Annotated in this window: 17 protein-coding genes; 9 read left to right on the forward strand and 8 right to left on the reverse strand. The window is 71.1% G+C overall.

What is annotated here, in order from left to right; genetic code table 11:
- Nucleotides 1-18: 18 nt before the first annotated feature.
- The 3 genes from uvrB to O0S08_RS48160 all read right to left on the reverse strand — a co-directional run bounded on the left by uvrB (nucleotide 19) and on the right by O0S08_RS48160 (nucleotide 4,784).
- Entirely contained in the window at nucleotides 19-2,151 is a 2,133-nt protein-coding gene (uvrB, locus tag O0S08_RS48150) for an excinuclease ABC subunit UvrB (protein WP_269036307.1), read from the reverse strand.
- Nucleotides 2,152-2,210: 59 nt separating this feature from the next.
- On the reverse strand, nucleotides 2,211-3,206 hold the full coding sequence (locus O0S08_RS48155) for a cytochrome d ubiquinol oxidase subunit II (protein WP_269036308.1): 996 nt from the start codon (nucleotides 3,204-3,206) through the stop codon (nucleotides 2,211-2,213).
- A 228-nt stretch (nucleotides 3,207-3,434) separates the two neighbouring features.
- On the reverse strand, nucleotides 3,435-4,784 hold the full coding sequence (locus O0S08_RS48160; RefSeq protein WP_269036309.1) for a cytochrome ubiquinol oxidase subunit I: 1,350 nt from the start codon (nucleotides 4,782-4,784) through the stop codon (nucleotides 3,435-3,437).
- A gap of 95 nt (nucleotides 4,785-4,879) precedes the next feature.
- Here O0S08_RS48160 and O0S08_RS48165 point away from each other — a divergent pair, with 95 nt between their 5' ends.
- Both O0S08_RS48165 and O0S08_RS48170 read left to right on the forward strand, forming a co-directional pair.
- Nucleotides 4,880-5,605 carry a thiamine phosphate synthase gene (locus O0S08_RS48165; protein ID WP_269036310.1) on the forward strand — a complete coding sequence of 242 codons (726 nt, stop codon included), beginning with the start codon at nucleotides 4,880-4,882 and terminating at the stop codon, nucleotides 5,603-5,605.
- Between the two features lie 129 nt (nucleotides 5,606-5,734).
- Nucleotides 5,735-5,929: a hypothetical protein gene (locus O0S08_RS48170; protein WP_269036311.1), complete on the forward strand. Its 195-nt coding sequence runs from the start codon at nucleotides 5,735-5,737 to the stop codon at nucleotides 5,927-5,929.
- 249 nt (nucleotides 5,930-6,178) lie between these two features.
- Here O0S08_RS48170 and O0S08_RS48175 read toward each other — a convergent pair whose 3' ends face one another.
- Nucleotides 6,179-7,378 carry an acetyl-CoA C-acetyltransferase gene (locus O0S08_RS48175; protein ID WP_269036312.1) on the reverse strand — a complete coding sequence of 400 codons (1,200 nt, stop codon included), beginning with the start codon at nucleotides 7,376-7,378 and terminating at the stop codon, nucleotides 6,179-6,181.
- A gap of 87 nt (nucleotides 7,379-7,465) precedes the next feature.
- On the opposite strand from O0S08_RS48175, the gene O0S08_RS48180 reads away from it, so the two are divergent.
- Nucleotides 7,466-8,260, forward strand: coding sequence for a hypothetical protein (locus tag O0S08_RS48180; RefSeq protein ID WP_269036313.1), 795 nt, complete (start codon nucleotides 7,466-7,468; stop codon nucleotides 8,258-8,260).
- A 70-nt stretch (nucleotides 8,261-8,330) separates the two neighbouring features.
- Here O0S08_RS48180 and O0S08_RS48185 read toward each other — a convergent pair whose 3' ends face one another.
- Nucleotides 8,331-9,971 (reverse strand): alkaline phosphatase family protein, encoded by a 1,641-nt coding sequence (locus tag O0S08_RS48185; protein WP_269036314.1) that lies wholly within the window; start codon nucleotides 9,969-9,971, stop codon nucleotides 8,331-8,333.
- Between the two features lie 176 nt (nucleotides 9,972-10,147).
- Nucleotides 10,148-10,375: a hypothetical protein gene (locus O0S08_RS48190; protein WP_224197245.1), complete on the reverse strand. Its 228-nt coding sequence runs from the start codon at nucleotides 10,373-10,375 to the stop codon at nucleotides 10,148-10,150.
- 593 nt (nucleotides 10,376-10,968) lie between these two features.
- On the opposite strand from O0S08_RS48190, the gene O0S08_RS48195 reads away from it, so the two are divergent.
- From O0S08_RS48195 to O0S08_RS48215, 5 genes are read left to right on the forward strand one after another with little or no spacing between them, the layout of a single operon-like run.
- On the forward strand, nucleotides 10,969-12,255 hold the full coding sequence (locus O0S08_RS48195; RefSeq protein ID WP_269036315.1) for a serine/threonine-protein kinase: 1,287 nt from the start codon (nucleotides 10,969-10,971) through the stop codon (nucleotides 12,253-12,255).
- Entirely contained in the window at nucleotides 12,231-12,881 is a 651-nt protein-coding gene (locus O0S08_RS48200) for a hypothetical protein (RefSeq protein WP_269036316.1), read from the forward strand. Before O0S08_RS48195 ends, O0S08_RS48200 begins: the two co-directional genes overlap by 25 nt.
- A 53-nt stretch (nucleotides 12,882-12,934) precedes the next feature.
- A complete protein-coding gene (locus tag O0S08_RS48205; protein ID WP_269036317.1) occupies nucleotides 12,935-13,963 on the forward strand; it encodes a tetratricopeptide repeat protein in 1,029 nt (342 codons plus the stop codon).
- Nucleotides 13,964-14,004: 41 nt separating this feature from the next.
- The gene (locus O0S08_RS48210) at nucleotides 14,005-15,243 is read left to right on the forward strand and encodes an aspartate aminotransferase family protein (RefSeq protein WP_269036318.1); all 1,239 of its coding nucleotides are present in this window, start codon (nucleotides 14,005-14,007) and stop codon (nucleotides 15,241-15,243) included.
- Nucleotides 15,240-16,025, forward strand: coding sequence for a TlpA disulfide reductase family protein (locus tag O0S08_RS48215; RefSeq protein ID WP_269036319.1), 786 nt, complete (start codon nucleotides 15,240-15,242; stop codon nucleotides 16,023-16,025). Before O0S08_RS48210 ends, O0S08_RS48215 begins: the two co-directional genes overlap by 4 nt.
- Nucleotides 16,026-16,090: 65 nt before the next feature.
- On the opposite strand, the gene O0S08_RS48220 is transcribed toward O0S08_RS48215, so the two are convergent.
- On the reverse strand, nucleotides 16,091-16,471 hold the full coding sequence (locus O0S08_RS48220) for a hypothetical protein (protein ID WP_269036320.1): 381 nt from the start codon (nucleotides 16,469-16,471) through the stop codon (nucleotides 16,091-16,093).
- Nucleotides 16,472-16,749: 278 nt separating this feature from the next.
- Nucleotides 16,750-17,691: a DUF4388 domain-containing protein gene (locus tag O0S08_RS48225; protein ID WP_269036321.1), complete on the reverse strand. Its 942-nt coding sequence runs from the start codon at nucleotides 17,689-17,691 to the stop codon at nucleotides 16,750-16,752.
- Nucleotides 17,692-17,956: 265 nt separating this feature from the next.
- Between O0S08_RS48225 and O0S08_RS48230 the strand changes: the two genes are divergently transcribed.
- The gene (locus O0S08_RS48230; RefSeq protein WP_269036322.1) at nucleotides 17,957-19,594 is read left to right on the forward strand and encodes a hypothetical protein; all 1,638 of its coding nucleotides are present in this window, start codon (nucleotides 17,957-17,959) and stop codon (nucleotides 19,592-19,594) included.
- Nucleotides 19,595-20,030 lie beyond the last annotated feature (436 nt).

Consider the following 20,030-nt stretch of genomic DNA (forward strand, 5'->3'; position numbering starts at 1 on the left):
CAAGCAAGAAAGTGATGGTCAGGCGTCGACGAACTCGAGGCGGCGCGCCTCGAGCACGCGGATCCGGTCGCGGACGCGGGCGGCCTCCTCGTAGCGGAGCGCCTTGGCGAGCTCGACCATCTGCGTCTTGAGCTCGCCGATCCGCGAGTCGAGCTCGCTCGGCAGCAGCTCGCCGTCGGTCAGCGGGCCGAGGCCCACCGGCAGCTCGTTGACGGGGGCCTTGGCCTGCTTGCCGCGGGCGGGCGCCGCATCGGGCTTGGCCTCGGCCTCGAGCGGGTTGATGGCCGCGTGGGTGCTGCGCGGGACGATCCCGTGCTCCTTGTTGTAGGCGGCCTGGACCTCGCGGCGGCGGCTGGTCTCCTCGAGGCACGCGCGCATGCTGTCGGTCATGCGGTCGGCGAACATGATCACGGTGCCGTGGAGGTTGCGGGCCGCGCGGCCGCAGGTCTGGATCAGGCTCTTGTACTCGCGGAGGAAGCCCTCCTTGTCGGCGTCGAGGATGGCCACCAGGCTGACCTCGGGCAGGTCGAGGCCCTCGCGCAGGAGGTTGATGCCGACCAGCACGTCGAACTCGCCGCGCCGCAGGCCGCGGAGGATCTCCACGCGCTCGAGCGTCTCGACGTCGGAGTGGAGGTAGCGGACGCGCAGGCCGAGGTCGCCGTAGTACTCGGTGAGGTCCTCGGCCATGCGCTTGGTCAGCGTGGTGACGAGGACGCGCTCGTTCTTGGCGATCCGCGCGCGGATCTCCGCCAGCAGGTCGTCGACCTGGCCGGCGATCGGGCGCACCTGGATCTCCGGGTCGAGCAGGCCGGTCGGGCGGATGATCTGCTCGACCACCACGCCCTCGGTCTTGCGCAGCTCGTACTCCGCCGGCGTCGCGCTCATGAAGATGGCCTGATGCACCCGGCTCTCCCACTCGTCGAACTTGAGCGGGCGGTTGTCGAGCGCCGAAGGCAGGCGGAAGCCGTGCTCGACGAGAGTCGTCTTGCGGCTGCGGTCGCCGTTGTACATCGCCCCGACCTGCGGGATGGTCTGGTGCGACTCGTCGATGACCATGAGGAAGTCGGGCGCGAAGTAGTCGATGAGCGTCGGCGGCGGCTCGCCCGGCTTGCGCATGGTGAGGTGGCGCGAGTAGTTCTCGATGCCGGAGCAGAAGCCCATCTCCTCGAGCATCTCGAGGTCGAACATGGTGCGCTGCTCGAGCCGCTGAGCCTCGACCAGGCGGATCTTCTCCTTGAGCTCGACCAGGCGGTCGTGCAGCTCGAGCTTGATGCCGTTGATCGCCTTGCGCAGCTGCGAGGCCGGGGTCACGTAGTGGCTGGCGGGGAAGATCGTGACCCGCTGCATGGTCCCGCGCACGGCCCCGCGCAGGGCGTCGACCTCGCGGATCGCCTCGACCTCGTCGCCGAAGAACTCGATGCGGATCGCCTTCTCGTCCTCGTAGGCCGGGAACACCTCGACGACGTCGCCGCGCACGCGGAAGGTGCCGCGGTGGAAGTCGATGTCGTTGCGCTCGTACTGCATCTCGACCAGGCGCCGCAGCAGCTGGTCGCGGTCGAGGCTCTCGCCGACGGCGACGGTGGCGACCATGCCGTAGTAGGCCTCGGCCGCGCCGATGCCGTAGATGCAGGAGACGCTGGCGATGATGATGACGTCGCGCCGGCTGAGCAGCGAGTAGGTGGCCGCGTGGCGCAGGCGATCGATCTGCTCGTTGATCATCGAGTCCTTCTCGATGAACGTGTCGGTCGACGGCAGGTAGGCCTCGGGCTGGTAGTAGTCGTAGTAGGAGACGAAGTACTCGACGGCGTTGTCGGGGAACAGCGCCTTGAACTCGCCGTAGAGCTGGGCCGCGAGGGTCTTGTTGTGGGCGAGGATCAGAGTCGGCCGCTGGACCTGGGCGATGACGTTGGCGATCGTGAAGGTCTTGCCGGAGCCGGTGATGCCGAGCAGGTGCTGGTACTTGTCGCCGCGCTCGACGCCCTCGACGAGCTGCTTGATCGCGGCGGGCTGGCCACCCGCGGGTTCGAACTGGGTGACGAGGCGGAACGGCCGGTCGGCGGTGATCGTCGGCTTGACCGCGCTGGCCAGGTCCCACTCGATGCCGGGCTCGTTGACGGGGGCTTGTTGACTGCGGGCGCGGCTGCGGGCCATGGGTTGCGAAGATTAGCAGCCGCGCCAGCCGGCGCGAGTCCGCGCGTGGCGAACGAAGCTCACGCGCCCGGGCGGCGCTTGAACACGACGAACAGGTACGCCAGCGACGGAAACAGCACCACGCCGCCGACGGCGAGGGCGACGAGGATCGGCGTCAACACCGAGGCCGGCGCGGCCGTGCCGGCGATCGTGTAGCCGGGATAGGCGAGGTAGGGGTACTGGGCGACGGCCCAGCCGACCACGATCAGCGTCACCTGCGCCATCGCGCTCGCGCGCGCGAGGCCGTCGCGGCGGGTCCACAGGGCGACGAGCGCGGCGACGGCGACGAGGCCGGTGGCGAGGTGCAGCGGGGTCGCCCACGGGCTGGCCGAAAGGTCATGTCGGATCACGGGCGGCGCGACGAGGTAGGCCAGCGACGCGGTCGCGGCGACGGCGACGGCCGAGCCGAGCGCGCGGGCGCGGAAGTCGGCGCGCAGCTCGGGGTCGTCGGTCTCGTTCACGAGGTAGACGGCGGCGAGGAAGGCGAACAACGCCAGAGTGAACAGGCCGACGGCGAGCGGGTAGGGGGCCAGCCACTCGGAGACGAAGTCGGTGTCGACGAGGCCGGTCGCAGGGTCGACGTCGAAGCCGCTGCCGAGCGCGCCGAGGACGACGCCGAGAGTGATCGGCGTGAGCAGGCTGGAGACCGCGAAGACGCCGCCCCAGCGCAGCGCGCCGCGGCCGCGGAGCGGATCGTAGTGGCTGAACACGAAGGCCGAGCCGCGCAGGACGATGCCGACCAGCATGAGCGCGAGCGGGAGGTGCAGGGCGATGCAAACCGCCGCGAAGGCCGTCGGGAAGCAGACGAAGAGGAGGACGATCAGGAGGATCAACCACACATGATTGGCCTCCCAGATCGGTTTGATAGAGTCATCGACGAGCCTGCGCTGGGCGCCCTTGCGCGGGCCCCAGGCCAGGAGCTGCCAGACGCCGCCGCCGAAGTCGGCGCCGCCCGTGAGGGTGTAGAGCACGAGGGCGACCAGCATGACGCCGGCGATCATCAGCTCGGATGTCATGGTCTCTCCGAAGATGTCCTCAGGGACATGTTCATGGGGGCGTGCGAAGCGGAGGCGGGAGGTCGCGCGGGGGTCATGGCGCCTCCGTTGTGGGTGTCCCGATGTCCTCGAGGGCAGGGTGATACAGGGGAGCGGAGGCGGCGAGACCGAGGCGGTGGGAGCCTCCGTCGCGGATACCCCCGCGGGCATGCCCGATCGGGATGTCCTCGAGGAGCGGGAGGGGCGGGGTCATGGCGCCTCCGTGGCGGATGTCCCGGAGAGCATGTTCGATGGGCCATGTTTCTTGTCGCGGTCGGCGGCGAACACGACGCGGCGGAGCAGGACGATCACCGTGACGCCGAGGAGGACGTAGAGGCCGGTGAAGGTGAGGAACGGGATGACGAGGTGCGGAGTCGGCGTGACCGCGTCGGCGGTGCGGAGGATGCCCTGGACGATCCACGGCTGGCGTCCGACCTCGGTGACGGTCCAGCCGGCCTCGATGGCGATGACGCCGAGCGGGGCGCTGACGACGAGGAGGCGCAGGTACCAGTCGGGCAGCTCGCGGCGGCGGGCGGCGAACGTCGCGCCGAGCCCGGCGACGGCGATCATGGCGAGGCCGCAGCCGACCATGATCTGGAAGGCGACGTGGACGACGGCGACCGGGGGACGTTCATCGCGGGGAAAGTCCTTGAGACCGACGACCTCGGCGTGCGGATCGCCGTGAGCGAGGAAGCTGAGCAGGTAGGGGATCTCGAGCGCCCAGCGGGTCTCCTCGGCCTGCTCGTCGGGCCAGCCGAAGATCCGGAAGGGCGCGCCGCGCTCGGTGTCCCAGTGGCCCTCCATCGCCGCGAGCTTGATCGGCTGGTGCTCGGCGACGTGCTTGGCGGCGACGTCGCCGGTGATCGGCTGGAGCAGGGCGAACACTGCGCCGACGGTGAGGGCGATCTTCAGGGCCGGGCGGTGGAGTTCGCGCCTCACGCCGCGCAGCAGCATGGCGGCGTGGATGCCCGCGACCGCGAAGCCGACGCTGGCGAAGGCGGCGCAGGTCATGTGCAGCACCTCGCTGAAGGCGGCCGGGTTCCACATGGCGGCGAACGGTTCGACGCTGGTGGCGCCGGTGGCGGGGTCGCCGGTGAAGCCGGCCGGGGTGTTCATCCAGGCGTTGGCGCACAGGACGAAGGCGGCGCTGGCGGTGCCGGCGAGCAGGACCATGACGCCGGAGAACAAGTGCACGCGCGGCGAGACGCGGTCGCGACCGTAGAGGAAGATGCCGAGGAAGATCGCCTCGAGGAAGAAGGCGAAGCCCTCGAGCGAGAACGGCATGCCGATGATCGGGCCGGCGAAGGCCATGAACTGCGGCCACAGCAGGCCGAGCTCGAACGACAGCACGGTGCCCGAGACGGCGCCGACGGCGAACATGATCGCGGTGCCCTTCGCCCACCGCTCGGACAGCTCGCGGTAGATCGGGTCGCCGGTCCGTCGATGCCGTCGCTCGGCGATCACCATCAAGAGCGGCATCGCCATGCCGACGATCGCGAACAGGATGTGAAAGGCCAGCGACATCGCCATCTGGGCGCGTGCGGCGAGGAGGTCGGTCATGGTGCCTCACCTCAAGAGTACGGCGAGGCGGAGGACGGGCGAGGCAGGACGTCGCGGCCTTGTGCGGTGGACCGGCGAGGTGCTAAGCCGATGTGATGCGGGCGCGAGTTCCGGCGTGGCGAGGGCTGTACGCGATCCTCGACCTGCCGCATGCGGGGGGGCTCGAGCCGGCGGCGGCGCTGGCCGGGCTGCTCGGGGTCATGGAGATCGGTCCGGAGAAAGCTCCCACGATCGTGCAGCTGCGGGCCAAGCACGCCGACGCGGCGGAGCGCGGGCGGCTCGCGCGTGAGCTGGCGCCCATGGTGCGCGCGGCGGGAGCTCTGCTGATCGTCGACGACGACGTCGAGGCGGCGATGGCAGCCGCTGACGGTGTTCACCTGGGCCAAGAGGACATGGCGGAGCGGACAGGTGACCGGCCGTGGACCGAGTGGCTCGCGGAGCTGCGACGCGCCGCGCCGCCGGGCTTCTTGATCGGGCTGTCGACCCACACGCGCGCACAGGTCGAGCACGCGGCCGGGCTCGACGTCGACTACATCGGCTTCGGACCGATCCTGCGGACCCGCTCCAAACTCGCGCAGGAGCCCGCTGTGGGCTTCGAGGAGCTGGAGACGGTCTGCACCGTCTCGCCGCACCCGGTGGTCGCGATCGGCGGCCTCGGGGCCGAGGAGGCGCTGCGGTGCGCACGGGCGGGAGCGGCCGGCGCGGCGATGATCGGCGCGCTGGTGGGCGCGACCGAGGCGGAGGTCCGCGCGCGGGCGACGACCCTGGCGACGGCGCTGAGGCACGCGATTGACGCGCTGGGTCAGCCGCCGAGCCGGTAGGCGAGCAGGCCGCCCGATCGCTGACGCACAAGCCGGCGGTTACGCCGCGAACTTGCGGCGCCGGCGGATCGGGGGCATCACAGAAGGGTGCAGCTGGCGGGCGATACGGCGGGTAGGGCGGTGCGTCGCATGGCGACGTCCGCGGATCCCGGCCGCGAAGTGGTCGACGTGTTCGTCGCGCGTCGCCATGTCCGCACCGGCCCGCTGCACACGCGGCCGCTCGGCGAGGTCGACGACCGCTCGGGGCTCGAGACGCGCCTGCCGCTGCTGATCCTGCTCGGCCTCGGGGTCCTGGTGGGCGTGCAGGTCTATCTGGCCGTCTAGCGGCGTTTCGCGCCCGTCGAGCGCCTCCGCGCTGCCGGCGTCGCGTGGCGGATGTTCGCCGACAGGCGGTCGCGCGGCCGACGGCTCGGTTCGCTGGTGCGGTCGTCGCCGGGTCTCCTACATGGGCGCGAAGCGGGGTTCGTGGTCAGGAGCTCGGATGAACGAAAGGCCCTGTCCTCACGGACAGGGCCTTTGGTGCATGCCCAGGAGGGCATGTCGCAAGGGACATGGCCCTCGCGACATATAGGCTCAGCTGTTCTCGAGCACGAGGGCGATGCCCTGGCCGCCGCCGATGCAGGCGGCGCCGACGGCGTAGCGGCCGGAGCGGCGGCGGAGCTCGTGGACGAGGTGGGCGGTGATGCGAGCGCCGGAGGCGCCGAGCGGGTGGCCGAGAGCGATGGCGCCGCCGTCGACGTTGGTCCTGTCGCGGTCGAGGCCGAGCTCCTTCTCGCAGGCGAGGTACTGGGCGGCGAAGGCCTCGTTGATCTCGAACAGGTCGATGTCGCCCTGGGCGAGGCCGGCGCGGGCGAGGGCGCCGCGGATGGCGGGGACGGGGCCGATGCCCATGATCGTCGGCTCGACGCCGGCGACGTGCCACTGGACGATGCGAGCGAGCGAGGTGAGGTTGTGGCGCTTGACCGCCTCCTCGCTGGCGAGCACGAGCGCGGCGCCGCCGTCGCAGATGCCCGAGGCGTTGCCGGCGGTGACGACGCCGTCCTTCTTGAAGGAGGCCGGCAGCTTGGCCATGGTGTCGAGGTTGGCGTCGCGGCGCGGGTGCTCGTCGACGGCGAACTGGGTCGGACCCTTCTTCGACTTGATCTCGACCGGCGCGAGCTCGGCGGTGAAGCGACCGGCGTCCTGCGCGGCGGCCCAGGTCTGCTGCGAGCGCAGGCCGTAGGCGTCGCACTCGGCGCGGCTGATGCCGTACTTCTCGGCCAGGTTCTCGGCGGTCATCGCCATCGAGCAGCCGGCGTACGGGTCGGTCAGCGAGGTCCACAGGCTGTCCTCGAGCTTGAGGTCGACGCCGAGCCGGGCGCCCCAGCGCAGGCCGCGGCCCACGTGCGGGGCCTGGCTCATGCTCTCGGAGCCGCCGACGAGCGCGATCTCGGCGTCGCCGGCGAGGATGTCGTGCACGCCGCTGACGACCGCCTGGAAGCCCGAGCCGCACAGACGGTTGACGGTGAGCGCCGGGACGGGGACCGGGACGCCGCTCTTGAGACCGACGTGGCGCGCGAGGTAGATCGCGTCGGCCGAGGTCTGGGCGACGTTGCCGAACACCACGGTGTCGACGACCTCGGGGCTGACGCCGCCGGCCTGGAGCGCGGCCTTGGCGGCGACCACGGCGAGGTCGGTCGCGGTGAAGTCCTTCAGCGCGCCGCCGAAGGTGCCGAAGGGCGTGCGCTTGGCCGCGACGATGTGAATGGCGCGAGAGAGTGGCTTCTTGGTCATACGTGGGCTCGTTGCTCGAAGTATGCGGGAGGGGTGCAGACCGCGAAAGGTTGAGCATCCTCACGGTTTGCGCTTCAATCACGGAGGTTGCTGCTCTCGATCGTCATCGCGGCCTCGATGCTCGTCGCCTCGCCCGCGCCGCAGTCCCAACCGGCGCCGGCGCCCGCGCTCGGCACCGTGTCCGTCGCCCCGCCGCAGACGACGCTGCAGCGACTTGAGGTTCCGCAAACTCCCGCGAGCGAGACCACGCCGCGCCGTTCACCACGCGAGGCGCTGCGGCGGTACCTCACTCGTCCGGTGGCGCGCTCGGTCCGCTACCTCGACCACGGCGTGATCGAGGTCGGCGTAGCCCTGGGATTGCCGGAGATCTATCGCCTCGAGCTGCAGGTCGGGCTGCTCGACCACGTGACGCTCGGGGCGACTGCACACTGGCTTCCGGGACAGGTGCGACCGAACTGGTCGCCGAAGGCGGCGGTGGCGTTCTACCGCGGGCGCCTGCTCGAGGTCGGGGCGTTCTATCAGCAGGTGCTGTACCCGCCGACGCGCGACGACGGCGACCCGAAGACGATCGAGTTCCCTCGCCGCGCGCACTACCTGATGGCCAGCGTGAGCCTGTCGCAGGCGTGGTTCACCGGCGGCTTCGACATCGGCTGGGCCCGCGGTCGCGAGGCGCTGGCGCTGCTCACCCCGGACGACCTCGAGGCCGGCAAGGCCTTCGTCGTCCGCGACCGCCTCGGCGGCGGCCTCCACCTCCGCTTCGGCACCCGCCGCGTGGGCGTGACGATGCAGGGCTGGTACCCCTACCTGGCCGCCGAGCTGGTGCTCGACGTCCGCTTCGGGGCGTTCGAGATGCGCCGGCGCGGCGGCTGGCGCGAGCTTTGAGCTGTCCTGAGGGACAGGTGAAACCGAGAGCGAGGTGTCTCGAGAGACAGGTCGCTCGGCCGCGCTCGAGTCAGGCGCGGAGGCGGGCGACGCCGAGGCGTTCGGCGTGCTCGAGCAGGCGGAGGGTGGCGGCCACGGCTCGGGCGCGGAAGTTCTCGTCGAGGGTGACGCCGAGGCGGTCGAACAGCTCGTGCTGGCTGGTCGTGCGGCCGACGCGGGCGGTGATCTGATCGATCGAGACGTCGACCAGCGGGATCGGCGGGCCCGGCTGCGGGTCGCGCAGATACTCGGGGTTGATGCACGACGAGACGTCGTTGGCGGTGGCCATGCGATCGTTGAGGGCGGCGACGCCGAAGCGGCGCATGAGGGTGGCGCCGATCGAGCAGTGCTCGAGCTGGGTGCTGACCACGCAGCCCTTGCGCACGCGCGGGCCGATGACCAGCGAGGGCACGCGGAAGCCCATCTGCGTGAACTCGGGCTCGTCGTCGACGGTGGTCGGTGGGGGGACGTGATCGTAGAAGCCGCCGTGCTCGTCGTAGGTGATGATGAACAGGGTCTTCTCCCAGCCGGGGCCGTCGGCGAGGGCCTTGTAGATCGCGCCGATCAAGATCTGGCCGAGCTGGATGTCGTGGTCGGGGTGGTCGTCGTTGGAGGTGAAGCCGGGGTCGATGACGGTGAAGTTGGGCAGCGCGCCGGCGGCCGCGTCGGCGAAGAAGCGATCCAGGTTGTTGGGGTTCGTCAGCGCGTCGAGGCTGAAGCCGTCGATGCCGTCGGCCAGCTTGCCCCACACCGTCGGCACCAGCGGGAAGGCGCCTGCCACCCACGGGACGTCGGTGAAGTAGATCCTGCTGGTCACGCCGGCGTCGTCGCAGGCGTGCCACAGCGTCTGCAAGAACGGCGAGGGGAAGTTGCTCTTGCCGCCGTCGGAGCTGCAGGCGTGCACGTAGTAGCGGTTCGGCCAGGTCGGGCCCATCACCGAGGAGAACCACCGGTCACACAGGGCGAAGTTGTCGGCGAGCGCCCAGAGCACGGGGATCTGCTCGCGCACGTGGTAACCCATGACCTGCTCGGCGAAGTCCTTGTTCTTCTGCTCGTTCGCGAACACGAACCCGTTGCACTGGCCGAGGTTGAACTGCAGGTGGGCCTCCTCCCACTCGTGCGGCGGATCCTTGGGCTGGAAGTCGTCGAGCTTGAACACCGTGACGTCGCCGAGGTCGTTGCTCGGGTTCCACTCGTCGCCGTTCAGGCCGTCGACCACGCGGCCCTCGAGGAACTTGAGCGCGCCGAAGTAGTGGTCGAAGGAGCGGTTCTCCATCACCAGCACGACGACGTGCTCGATGCCGGCGAGCAGCTCTTCGGGCGTGAGATCGCTGCTGGCGCACTCGCTGACCGGCGACTCCGTGGTCGACTCGCCGGTGCTGTCGCCGGTGGTCGTCGTGGTGTCGTCGCCGGTGGTGCTCGAGCTGGTGCTGCCGGTCGCGCTGTCGCTGCCGCTCGACGTGGTCGGCGCGTCGGTGGTGCTCGAACCGTCGCCGCCGGTCGTCGAGGTGCCGGTCGTCGGATCGCTCGAACCGCCGTCGGTGGTGCCGCTGGGCTCGCTGCCGTCGTCACCGCAACCGAGCGCGGTGGTGCCGACGAGCGCGCCGATCGTCTGCAGCGCGCGTCGCCGGGAGAACCGCGTCCGGGCCGCCCGCAGGTGCTTCTTCGTCATTCGCCGGCGAGACTACCGCCTCGATCCGCCGACCGACAGGCCCGCTGGGGCCGCTCGCAGAAGCTGCGCGAAGATGTCGCGACCGCGTGTCGTCGGGAGGCGAGAGCGCCGCCGCGCGAAGGGAGTCGTCGCGCGGGCTCGAGCAGGGGCGAAGGGTCGGCGACGACGCCGCAGAGCTAGAAGGTGAAGTGCTGCGAGACGATGTCCTCGTTCTCGATCAGCTTGGCCGTGGGCCGGGGCTTGACGACGGTCGGCACGGGCACGCCGGCCGCATCCAACTTTTCCGCAATAATCTCTTCGAGATACCCGCTGACGCTGAGACCGGTGGACTCGCAATAGTCCTTGAGCCGCTGATAGGTGATGCCCTTGACTGAGATGCTCCTGCGGGTCTGTCGCTTGGCCATGCTGTCCTCCCTTCGCCTGGTGGCTCCTGCTCTCCAGCCTCTACGTCAAGCGCTCTCCGCACGCAAGGCCCATTCCACACTGCCCTAGTATGCGCGAGAGGCGCACCCCGGCCGAGACCGCTGTCACTCTATTCAAGTATAGGATATTGCTAGCAAAACTGTGTCTCCGTGAGGCCCGAGCTCATTGGTGGATCAGTCGAGGTCGAGCATGGTGGATCACAGATATTTTCTGACACTGGAGAGATCTCGGAGATCTCCTCAGCTATTTTAACCTAGCTGTATACCCGGGGGCAAGGGGCAAGTTCGGGTCGCGTCTACCGCCAGAGCCCCGGCACAGTGAAGTGGAATACAGAAAAAACGCCGCCATGAATAGGTGCGAATTCTGACCTTCCGCAGCTGCGGAGGTTCGTGCATCGACGGCGACTTCCGAGGACATCACGCCGACGGGCACGTACGCGGTCTCGGGAACGATGTCGTCGGCGATCGTCGAGGTGCCGGTGGGTTGCGTGGAATGCACGCTTCGTCGGGCTCACCGTTCACTGCGCCGGCGGTGAGCGAGGGCTTTGGACCGCGGACGTGATCACACCCGGGGATTGACGTATCGTGCCACCATCGCCCTGTTCGGGGGTGTTCGCACCGTGCCCTCGTCGGTCCGCACCATGGAGCTCGAGCCCGAGACGAAAGTGTTGCCGCGCGGCAACGCCGACGTCGCGCCGCCGCCACCCGGCGAGGCGAGCGGTTCGCTGCACGCGCTGCAGCGGATCGGCCGCTACGAGGTCGTGCAGCGGCTGGGGCACGGCGGCATGGCGACGGTGTACCTCGGACGCGCCACAGGGTCCGCAGGTTTCGAGCGAGTGGTCGCCATCAAGGTGATTCACCAGCACCTCGCCGCCGAGCCCGAGTTCGTCGGGATGTTCCTCGACGAGGCCAAGATCGCGGCGCGGATCCACAGCCCGCACGTCGCCGGCATCCTCGACCTCGGCGAGGACTCCGGCTTTTACTTCATGGTCCTCGAGTACATCGACGGCGAGACGCTGTCGGCGCTGCTGCGCCAGCTGCGTCCCGCCGACGAGCGGCTGCCGCTGGCGGTGGCCCTGCAGATCCTCGCCGACGCGTGCGAAGGCCTGGTCGCGGTCCACGGCCTGCGCGACCCCGACGGCCGGCCCTACGGGCTCGTCCACCGCGACATGTCGCCGCAGAACCTGATGGTCAACTTCGACGGCTGGGCCAAGATCGTCGACTTCGGCCTCGTCAAGGCGACCGGCCTGCGCAACAGCAACCACACCGGCCATCTGCGCGGCAAGCTGGCGTACATGGCGCCGGAGCAGGCCCGCGGCAAGCCGCTGTCGGCCGCGACCGACCTGTTCGCGCTCGGCGTGATCTTCTGGGAGATGCTGACGGGTCGGCGGCTGTTCGCCGGCGAAGGCGACGCCGAGACGCTCGAGAACGTGATGCGCTGCGAGGTGCCGCCGCTGCGCGAGCTCCGGCCGGACCTGCCGCCCGGGGTCGAGGCGCTGCTCCGCCGCGCGCTCGCGCCGACGCCCGAGGAGCGCTACCCGAGCGCGGAGGCGATGCTGGCCGACACCCGCGCGCTGCTGCGCGAGTGCGGCGACACCAGCGAGCCGCGGCGCGCGCTGGGTGCGATCATGCGGCACCACTTCTCCGAGCAGGCGAAGTACCGCATGGCCGCGATCCGCGGCGCGTCGCGCGGCGAGCTGCGAGGCCGACCGACGCACATCGGCTCGGCGCCGCTGCCGGCCGCCGCCGAGCCGCCGCCGCAGGCCGTCGCCGACGAGCAGACCCAGACCCGCGTGCTGGCCGATCCGCGCGCGCGGCGGTGCCTGTCCCGGACGACATGTCCTCTCCGACAGATCGGCTGACGGTCGTGCCGACGCGGCGGCCGTGGGCGCTGTGGCTGTCGCTGCCGCTGGTGGGCGCGGCCGTGGCGGCGGTGCTGCTGCTGGTCGTGCTGCCGCGCGTCGGCTCGCAGCAGACCGAGTCGCCGGACGTCCCCGCGTCGACGGCGGCGCCGACGCAGCCGCAGCCGCAGCGTCCGGAGACGGTGGTGTGGTTCGTCGCGACCGACCCCGTCGGGGCGACCGTCACGCTCGACAAGGGGCCGGAGTCGGTACTCGCCGCGCTCGCGCCCCAGCTCGAGGGCCGGGTGACGCCGCTGCGGCTGGTGGTGCCCTTCGACGATCAGGCGCAGGTCCAGGTGACGATGACGCACCCGGGCTACAAGCCGTCCAAGCGCAGCCTGATCCCGATGAACAACGAGAACTTGATCGTCGAGCTGCAGCCCGACGCACCGGCGCCGACGCCGACGCTCGCGCCGGTGACGAACACTCTGGCGAGCCCGAACCCGAAGAAGAAACCTCCGAGCGCGAAGACCCCGGCGGCCGGCGCGAGCGAGCCGACGACTGCGCCGGCGAGCAAGAGTGAGAAGGGCGAGGAGAGCGAGCTCAAGGACGAGCCGATCTTCAGCCCCGCCAAGGGTGGCGGATGAGGCGAGGCGGTGCGCGATGGCGCGGGGCGGTGGCCGTGCTCTGCGCCGCGGAGTTGAGCGTCTCCCCGGTCGTCACCCGCGCGCAGGAGCCAGTCGCGCCCGCGTCCTCGCAGCCGCAGGAGAGCGCGATCGAGGCGCCGCCCGAAGCGCCGACGTCGCCCGATGCGTCGGGGTCGATCGAGGCACCGGCGTCGGCCCCCGACCAGGCGGCCGCGCTGGCGTACTTCCGCGAGGGCAAGCAGCACTACAGCGAGCGCCGCTACGCCGAGGCGGCGGAGGCGTTCTCGCGCTCGCTCGAGGCGGCGTGGTCGATCAACGCCGCGTACAACAAGGCGCTGTCGCTCGATCGCGCCAGCGATCTGGTGGGCGCGCTGAGGGCCTACCGCGATTACCTCGAGCACGCCGAGACCCAGGACCAGCACCGGCTCACCGCGGTCGAGCGCAGCGAGCAGCTGCGACAGCGCCTCGGCGAGGTGCTGCTGCAGATCGACAGCCCCCAGGCGATCCGTGAGATCCGGATCAACGGCGCCGCGGTCGACAAGGAGGCCTTCCCGTGGCTCACGCTCCCGGGGCCGCTCGACGTCGAGTTCGTCGGCGAGGCGCCCGGGCAGCGCAAGCACATCCGCTCCGACGTGCGCGCCGGCGGGACGGTGACGATCGTGTTCCCGGGGTTCGTGCGGCCCGAGGTGCGGCCGGTGGAGCCGCCCAAGCCGCCTGGCGGGTTCGTCCCCGCCGAGGAGTCGCGGCGCGTGAAGGCGCTGCGGGCGGGGTTCTGGACCACGACGTCGCTGGCGCTCGCGGGTGGGGTGACGGTGGCGATCCTCGGCGCGCGCGTGCTCGTGGCCAAGGAGCGCGCCGACGCCGGGTGCGACGGGCTGTGCGAGGAGGGCGAGAAGCAGGGGCTCCGGCGCACGTTCCATACGCTCCAGGACGCGACCAACGTGGCGATCGCGGTGTCGGCAGCGGTCGGGGTGGCGGCGCTGGCCCTGGGCATCGTCCTGCGCCGCGAGCGGGCGCGCCGGCCGGTGTCGACGCGCGCCGGCCTGCGCTGGCTCGGCTCCGCCGTCGAGCTCACGTTCTGAGGCGCTTGCACCGGCGCGTCCGGGCTGCCATGACTCACCCCATGCAAGAGCTCCGGTGGCCGACCTATGCCCTCCGTGACCTCGTCCTCGACGCGGCGGTGCCCGACGAACGCGGCTCGCTGCGCGTGCGCGACAGCGCGGGCCGGGTCTACCTCGACGCGGTGAACGGCGTCGGCTGTGCGCCGCTCGGGCACGCGCACCCGCGCTGGGTCGAGGCCTTGACCGCGCAGATGCAGCGCCTGAGCGCCGCCGCCAACTCGTTCAGCACCGAGCCGCAGCAGCGCTTCGCGGCCGCGATCGCCGCGCGCATGCCGGTGGTCGACGCGCGGGCGTTCATCGCCACCACCGGCACCGAGACCACCGAGGCGGCGCTGAAGCTCGCGCTGCGGGCGACCGGGCGCAACACGATCGTCGCGTTCGAGCGGGCCTTCCACGGCCGCTCGCTCGGGGCGCTCGCGTGCACCGCCAACACCGCCTATCGCCACCCCTACGTGCGCTGCCTGGGCGAGAGCGAGCCCGCGGAGCCGTTCGCCACCGCGCGGGTGCTGCGGCTGCCGTTCGGCGACCTCGACGCGCTGGGCAAGGCCTTCGCCGAGCACGGCGCCGCGATCGCCGGGGTGTTCATCGAGCCGATCCAGGGCGAGGCCGGCGTCTACCCGGCCACGCGCGAGCTCCTGGTCGGGCTGCACCGCCTGTGCCGCGAGCACGGCGCGCTGGTCGGCGCCGACGAGGTCCAGTGCGGCTTCGGGCGCACCGGCTCGTGGTCGGCGTGGTCGCACATCGTCGGCGACGATCCGGCGCTGGCGCCCGACCTGATGTGGATCGCCAAGGCGCTCGGCGGCGGGTTCCCGATCGGCGTGTGCCTGGCCCGCGGCGACCTGGCGCAGGCGATGGGCAAGGGCACGCACGGCACGACCTTCGGCGGCAACCCGCTCGCCTGCGCCGCCGGCCTCGCCAGCATCGACATCCTCGAGCGCGACGGCCTGCTCGCCGCCGCGGGCGCGCAGCTGCCGACGCTGCAGGCGATCGCGCGCGAGGAGCCGTGCGCGCGGGTCCACGAGATCCGCGGCCACGGGGCGCTCATCGGCGTGCAGGTCGGCAAGCCCGGCGAGCAGATCGGCGCCGCCGTCGGCGACCGCTTGATGCGCGACCACGGCATCCTCGTCACCGTCTGCAGCGGCCACACGATCCGCCTGCTGCTGCCCTACCGCGCCGGCGCCGATGAGCTGCGCGAGGTATGGCGCGCGATCAGCCGCTCGCTGGAGTCCGAAACAACATGACCCTCAAGCAATGTCCTAAACTACATGTCCTGATGGCCATCTTGCTGCTCGCGCCGACCACCGGGTGCAAGCGCGAGGCGAGCGAGGCGCCCGAGTCGACGGCGGCGCCGGAGCCCGAGGCACCGACTGCGGAGCCGGTCGAGGCGTCGGCGGGCGAGGCGGTCGAGGCGCCCGCGAGCGACACGCCCGCGGCGCCGGCCGACAAGCCGCCGGGCGAGGCCGTGGCCGCGAACGAGCCGGCGCCAGCGAGCGAGCCGGTCGGGCCGGGCGGGGAGGTCAAGCCCGCGACGGCGAGCGCCCTGCCCGCGCCGCTGCACGCCAAGGTCGACGACTCGTGCGGGCGCGACGCCGGCGTCGGCACCAACGCGCTGCCGTTCGCGCTGAAGACCGCCGAGGGCAAGGACATCAGCATGGCGAGCCTGCGCGGCAAGGTCGTGCTGCTCAACTTCTGGGGCACGTGGTGTAAGCCCTGCCTCAAGGAGCTGCCGGAGTTCGACCGCCTGATCCGCCACTACAAGAAGCACGGCGCGGTGCTCGTCGCAATCGCCACCGACACCGAGCCGCAGAAGGTGCTCGACTTCGCCAAGGAGCGGAAGATCTCCGCCAAGCTGGTGCTCGGCGGCGAGGACCTGGCCAAGCAGTACGACAGCCCCAACTTCCCGTTCTCGTTCGTGGTCGACGACAAGGGGACGATCCGCGGCTCGTACCGCAGCTACAAGCCGGAGTGCATCGGGCGGATCGAGCAAGACCTCCGCACGAGCCTCGAGCAGCGCAAGCGCTAGCGTCGCGATCTCGCGCCGAGTACGAGGCGCGAGGAAGGTGCGAGACCTGCTCGAAGGCCGCGGCGCTAAGAGTTCATCTCGACGCGGAGGCCGGCCGCGACGACGAAGGCCGGGGGGCTGCCGTCGCCCTCCCGGGCGTGCCACATGAACACGTGCGCGCCGACGAGCGCCTCGCGCGTGAGCGACGGCAGGTGCCTGGCGGTGTCGCCCGCGAACAGGTGCAGCGCCATGCCCCACTCGAAGCGCACCGGCATCTGCACGTACGTCGGCGCGTCGAAGACCAGGCGACCGAAGGCCGGCAGGGCGGGCGGCGGCCACTCGCAGTGATAGACCTCGAACACGAGCGAGTCGCAGTCGACCGCGGCCACGCGTGGGGTCGCCAGCGGGTGGGTGCGGAGCAGGGCGTTCGCCGCCGCGAGGGCCTCGGCGAGCTGCACGGGGCTCATGCGGACCGAACGGTAGCAGTCTTCGAGGGGCAGCGTGACCTCGCCGCAGGCCTGGCTCTGCGCGCGAGCACGACGCGGAGTCCGGCGTCGTCTCCCCGGGGCCGGTGAGCCGCTCGATCGGCAGGCCGACGACGAAAATCCGGCGTCGGCCGTCCCCCGGCGCGACGCCGCGTGGCCGGTGAGCATCCCGAGAGCTCGCCGATTCGCTGCTCTCCGTTCGCGGCGAGCGTCACCCTCGACGACTTGTTGCACTTCGCGGCGCTCGGCCGCGGCGGTCGTCAGGAGTACTCGACGACTCGCTTCTTGCGCAGCTCGACGATCAGCTTGGTGAGGGCGAGGTCGTCCTGCGGGGACGAGTCGAGGATGAAGGACCAGGTCCTGCCCTCGGCGAGGTCTTGCACGACGTCGAGCTGTTCGGGCGGGAGGGTGTGCCAGCGGATCGGCGACGGCTGGACCAGCGACACCTCGGCGCCGTAGGTCGGCACGGGTGTCTTTTCGGCCAGGTGGAGGATCTCGTCCTGCTGGCGGGCCGACTCCATCAGGATGTGTTCGATCGCGCTCCTGATCTCCTGGGCCGGCGCTTGCTCGGGCGCGGCGTTCTCGAGCGCGAAGGTGCCGCGCTTCCACGCCAGCATGCGCATCAGCGCCTTCTCGGGCAGCAGCGCCGCGGCGCTCTTGTCGATCGTCGCCGAGAACGCGTAGCCGTCGCGGAGGTACACGCGGCCGGTCTGCACGGTGTCGAGGTTGCGGACGTTGAGCGTGCCGGTCTTGCGGCTCGCGGCCAGCCACTGCAGCACGTCGACCAGCGGGATCTCCTCGATGCTGCCCGTCATCGAGCGGTTGGAGAAGTCGACCGTCGTCGGCGTGCGGCGCTTCTTCTCGCCGGCGCGCGGGGCGGCGCCGACCTGGCTCGGCTTGGCGACCACCACGCTCATGAGGCTGCCGCCGATCGAGATGCGGTCGCCGGCGCGGAGGCAGTGGCGCTGGACGAGGCTGCCGTTGACGTGGACCCCGTTGCGCGAGCCGAGATCGCGGACCCACACGCGCTGCCGTTCGGCGAAGAAGCGGGCGTGCTTGCGGCTCACTGCGTCATCGGCGAGCACGAGGTCCGAATCGCTGCTGCGGCCGACGACGTAGTGGTCCTTGTCGGGGTCGAGGGGAAACTCTTCGCCCTTGTACTTGCCCGTCAGGAACTTGAGGACGTGAATTTCCGCACTCATGAGCGCACCTCGAGCATAGGTTTGGAGCCACACCTACGTCAACGCTGTGCGGTGGCGGATGAGGGGAAGCAGGACGCGAGGTCGGGGGCGCGGGACCCGTGACGGCGCACACGGATGGCCGTTCGCGCGATCGTGCCACGCGGTCGTAACGCGCGCTGGGGGCGGAGATGGCGCCCCTTCGTGGCCCGGCCTGCCAATAAACGCTACGCTTTGGCGTCAACCTCAGCATCAACCTCAGCATCTTCGCCGAGGTGGAGTCACGGTCATGAACAAGCGTCCCTGGATCGGCCCCGTGAGCGCACTGGCGCTCGTGCTTTCGTTCGCTGGTGGTTGCACGCGGAACGTCGGGGCCGGGGCGGTTCACCCGGACGAGATCCCGCGGACCGTGGCCGCAGCGCCGGCCGCCTACGAGACGGTGTACGTGCAGAGCGAGTCGTACGCCACGCCGACCGGGGCGCCGCAGGCCAACGGTTACGCGATTCCGGGCGAGGCCCCGGCCGATCCGACGGCGCAGACCGAGGCCAACATCGAGAATCCGCCGGGCCTGGTGGGCACCGAGACGTTGAGCGACGGGCAGCAGGTCAAGGTCGTGACGTACGTGCACACGTACCCCGAGGCGATCGAGACCTATCCGCGGGTGTGGTGGTCCGATCGTTGGTACTACAACATCAACGGCAACTTCGTCTACTACAGCCCCTACTACAACAACTGGGTGTACTACTGGGGCCCGCCGTCGCCGCTGGTGTACGCGTGGAACTACTACTACCCGTGGGTCCCGTACTCCTACGGCTGGGGCTTCTACGGCAACGGCTGGTACTGGGGCGGCGTGGGCTACTGGGGCTACCACGCGTGGGGCATGCCGCCGTCGTACTACTACAACTATTACCCGCAAGATCCGGGCTCGGTGCGGCACACGACCCCGAGCACCGGCGGGCCGACGGGCAGCACGCGGCACACGATGAACGCGTCGACGGGCGGGCCCACGGGGAACCAGGGCTTCGGCGACAAGCTCAGCCGGCCCAACGCCAACAACGGCGGCATGTCTCCGGGGACAGGTCGACCGACCGACCTGGCCGCGGGTCCGCACGGCGGGGGCATGAGCGCGGGCGCCAGCGGGCCGCGCGGGTTGGCGGCGGCGCCCGAGGGCGGTCGCGGCGGCCTCGGCCCGGGCGGTCAGGCGGGCGGCCCGTCCAACCTGGCGGCCCCGAGCACGCGGCCGAGCCAGCTGCCCCAAGGGCCAGGTTCGTGGACGGCCGGCGGCACGCGCACGGTCACCGGTGCGAGCGCGAGCTACCCGAGCATGCCGGTGTCGGGCGGCGCGCGGCCGGGCGGCGAGAGCGGCGGGGGGCGCGGTTACATGGCCCCGGGGGCAGGTGGTCTGTCGGCCGGCGGCTCGAAGAGCGCGGGCGGCATGAGCGCGACGTATCGGCCGACCTACGCGCCTCCGGGCACGAGCGGTGGCGGTGAGCGCGGGACGATGGCGGCCGGGGCCGCGCGCCCGAGCAGCGCGGGGGGTTTCGCGTCGTCGCAGGCGACCTACGTGCCCGCGACCTCGGGCTCGCGCGGCGGGCCGCGCAGCGCGACCAGCTCGTTCGGCGACGGCGGTGGTTGGGGCGGCTCGCGCGGCTCGGGCCCGACCTTCAGCGGCGGGGGCTTCAGCGGCGGTGGCAGTCGGGGCGGCTTCAGCGGCGGCTCGAGCGGAGGCTTCAGCGGCGGGGGCGGCTTCGGCGGTAGTCGGGGCGGCTTCAGCAGCGGAGGCGGCGGAGGCTTCGGCGGCGGCGGAGGCGGTGGAGGCTTCGGCGGCGGAGGCGGGGGCTTCAGCGGCGGAGGCGGCGGCGGCGGCGGCGGAGGTGGTCGCGGTGGCGGCGGAGGCTTCGGCGGCGGCGGCGGTCGCGGCCGCTGAACCACGAGCTTCGAGCTTCACGAGGGCGCGCACGACACTCGTCGTTCGCGCCCTCGCTGCTGTGGCTGAGCCGGTTGCTCGCTCGCGGGACACGTCTCGTCGTTCGCGCGTGTGACATGTCCCGAAGGACAGGAGATATCGAGAGGGCCGGGCCAGCGGACTCAAGCGGTCAAACCCGCTGCGCGCGGTGGGCAGGTCGCGACCAGGCAGAAGCACCGGCTTCGACGGTCGAACTGAGAGGTCGTCGGCCCGAAAGGACATGAGATGTCGAAGTGAGCGGGACCAGCGAACTCAAGCGGTCATCTCACCTCGGTGTGTCTCGGCACACTGCGTGCAGGGTCTCGCCGAGCGGGAGCACCGGCTTCGACGGTCGAAGTGAGAGGTCGTCGGCGATGAGCCACCGCCTCCTCGCGAACTCCCGTACGCTCGGTCGCGT

It is taken from the genome of Nannocystis punicea, from assembly GCF_026965555.1.
Taxonomy (GTDB): Bacteria; Myxococcota_A; Polyangia; order Nannocystales; family Nannocystaceae; genus Nannocystis; species Nannocystis punicea.

Excerpts from the sequence above, each read along its gene's own strand:
- O0S08_RS48200 (WP_269036316.1), top strand. The coding sequence starts at position 12,231 with ATGTCCTCTCCGACAGATCGGCTGACGGTCGTGCCGACGCGGCGGCCG.
- O0S08_RS48160 (WP_269036309.1), bottom strand. The coding sequence starts at position 4,784 with ATGACCGACCTCCTCGCCGCACGCGCCCAGATGGCGATGTCGCTGGCC.
- O0S08_RS48225 (WP_269036321.1), bottom strand. The coding sequence starts at position 17,691 with ATGAGTGCGGAAATTCACGTCCTCAAGTTCCTGACGGGCAAGTACAAG.
- O0S08_RS48165 (WP_269036310.1), top strand. The coding sequence starts at position 4,880 with ATGCGGGCGCGAGTTCCGGCGTGGCGAGGGCTGTACGCGATCCTCGAC.
- O0S08_RS48175 (WP_269036312.1), bottom strand. The coding sequence starts at position 7,378 with ATGACCAAGAAGCCACTCTCTCGCGCCATTCACATCGTCGCGGCCAAG.
- O0S08_RS48215 (WP_269036319.1), top strand. The coding sequence starts at position 15,240 with ATGACCCTCAAGCAATGTCCTAAACTACATGTCCTGATGGCCATCTTG.
- O0S08_RS48155 (WP_269036308.1), bottom strand. The coding sequence starts at position 3,206 with ATGACATCCGAGCTGATGATCGCCGGCGTCATGCTGGTCGCCCTCGTG.
- O0S08_RS48230 (WP_269036322.1), top strand. The coding sequence starts at position 17,957 with ATGAACAAGCGTCCCTGGATCGGCCCCGTGAGCGCACTGGCGCTCGTG.
- O0S08_RS48220 (WP_269036320.1), bottom strand. The coding sequence starts at position 16,471 with ATGAGCCCCGTGCAGCTCGCCGAGGCCCTCGCGGCGGCGAACGCCCTG.
- uvrB (WP_269036307.1), bottom strand. The coding sequence starts at position 2,151 with ATGGCCCGCAGCCGCGCCCGCAGTCAACAAGCCCCCGTCAACGAGCCC.
- O0S08_RS48210 (WP_269036318.1), top strand. The coding sequence starts at position 14,005 with ATGCAAGAGCTCCGGTGGCCGACCTATGCCCTCCGTGACCTCGTCCTC.
- O0S08_RS48170 (WP_269036311.1), top strand. The coding sequence starts at position 5,735 with ATGGCGACGTCCGCGGATCCCGGCCGCGAAGTGGTCGACGTGTTCGTC.
- O0S08_RS48185 (WP_269036314.1), bottom strand. The coding sequence starts at position 9,971 with ATGACGAAGAAGCACCTGCGGGCGGCCCGGACGCGGTTCTCCCGGCGA.
- O0S08_RS48190 (WP_224197245.1), bottom strand. The coding sequence starts at position 10,375 with ATGGCCAAGCGACAGACCCGCAGGAGCATCTCAGTCAAGGGCATCACC.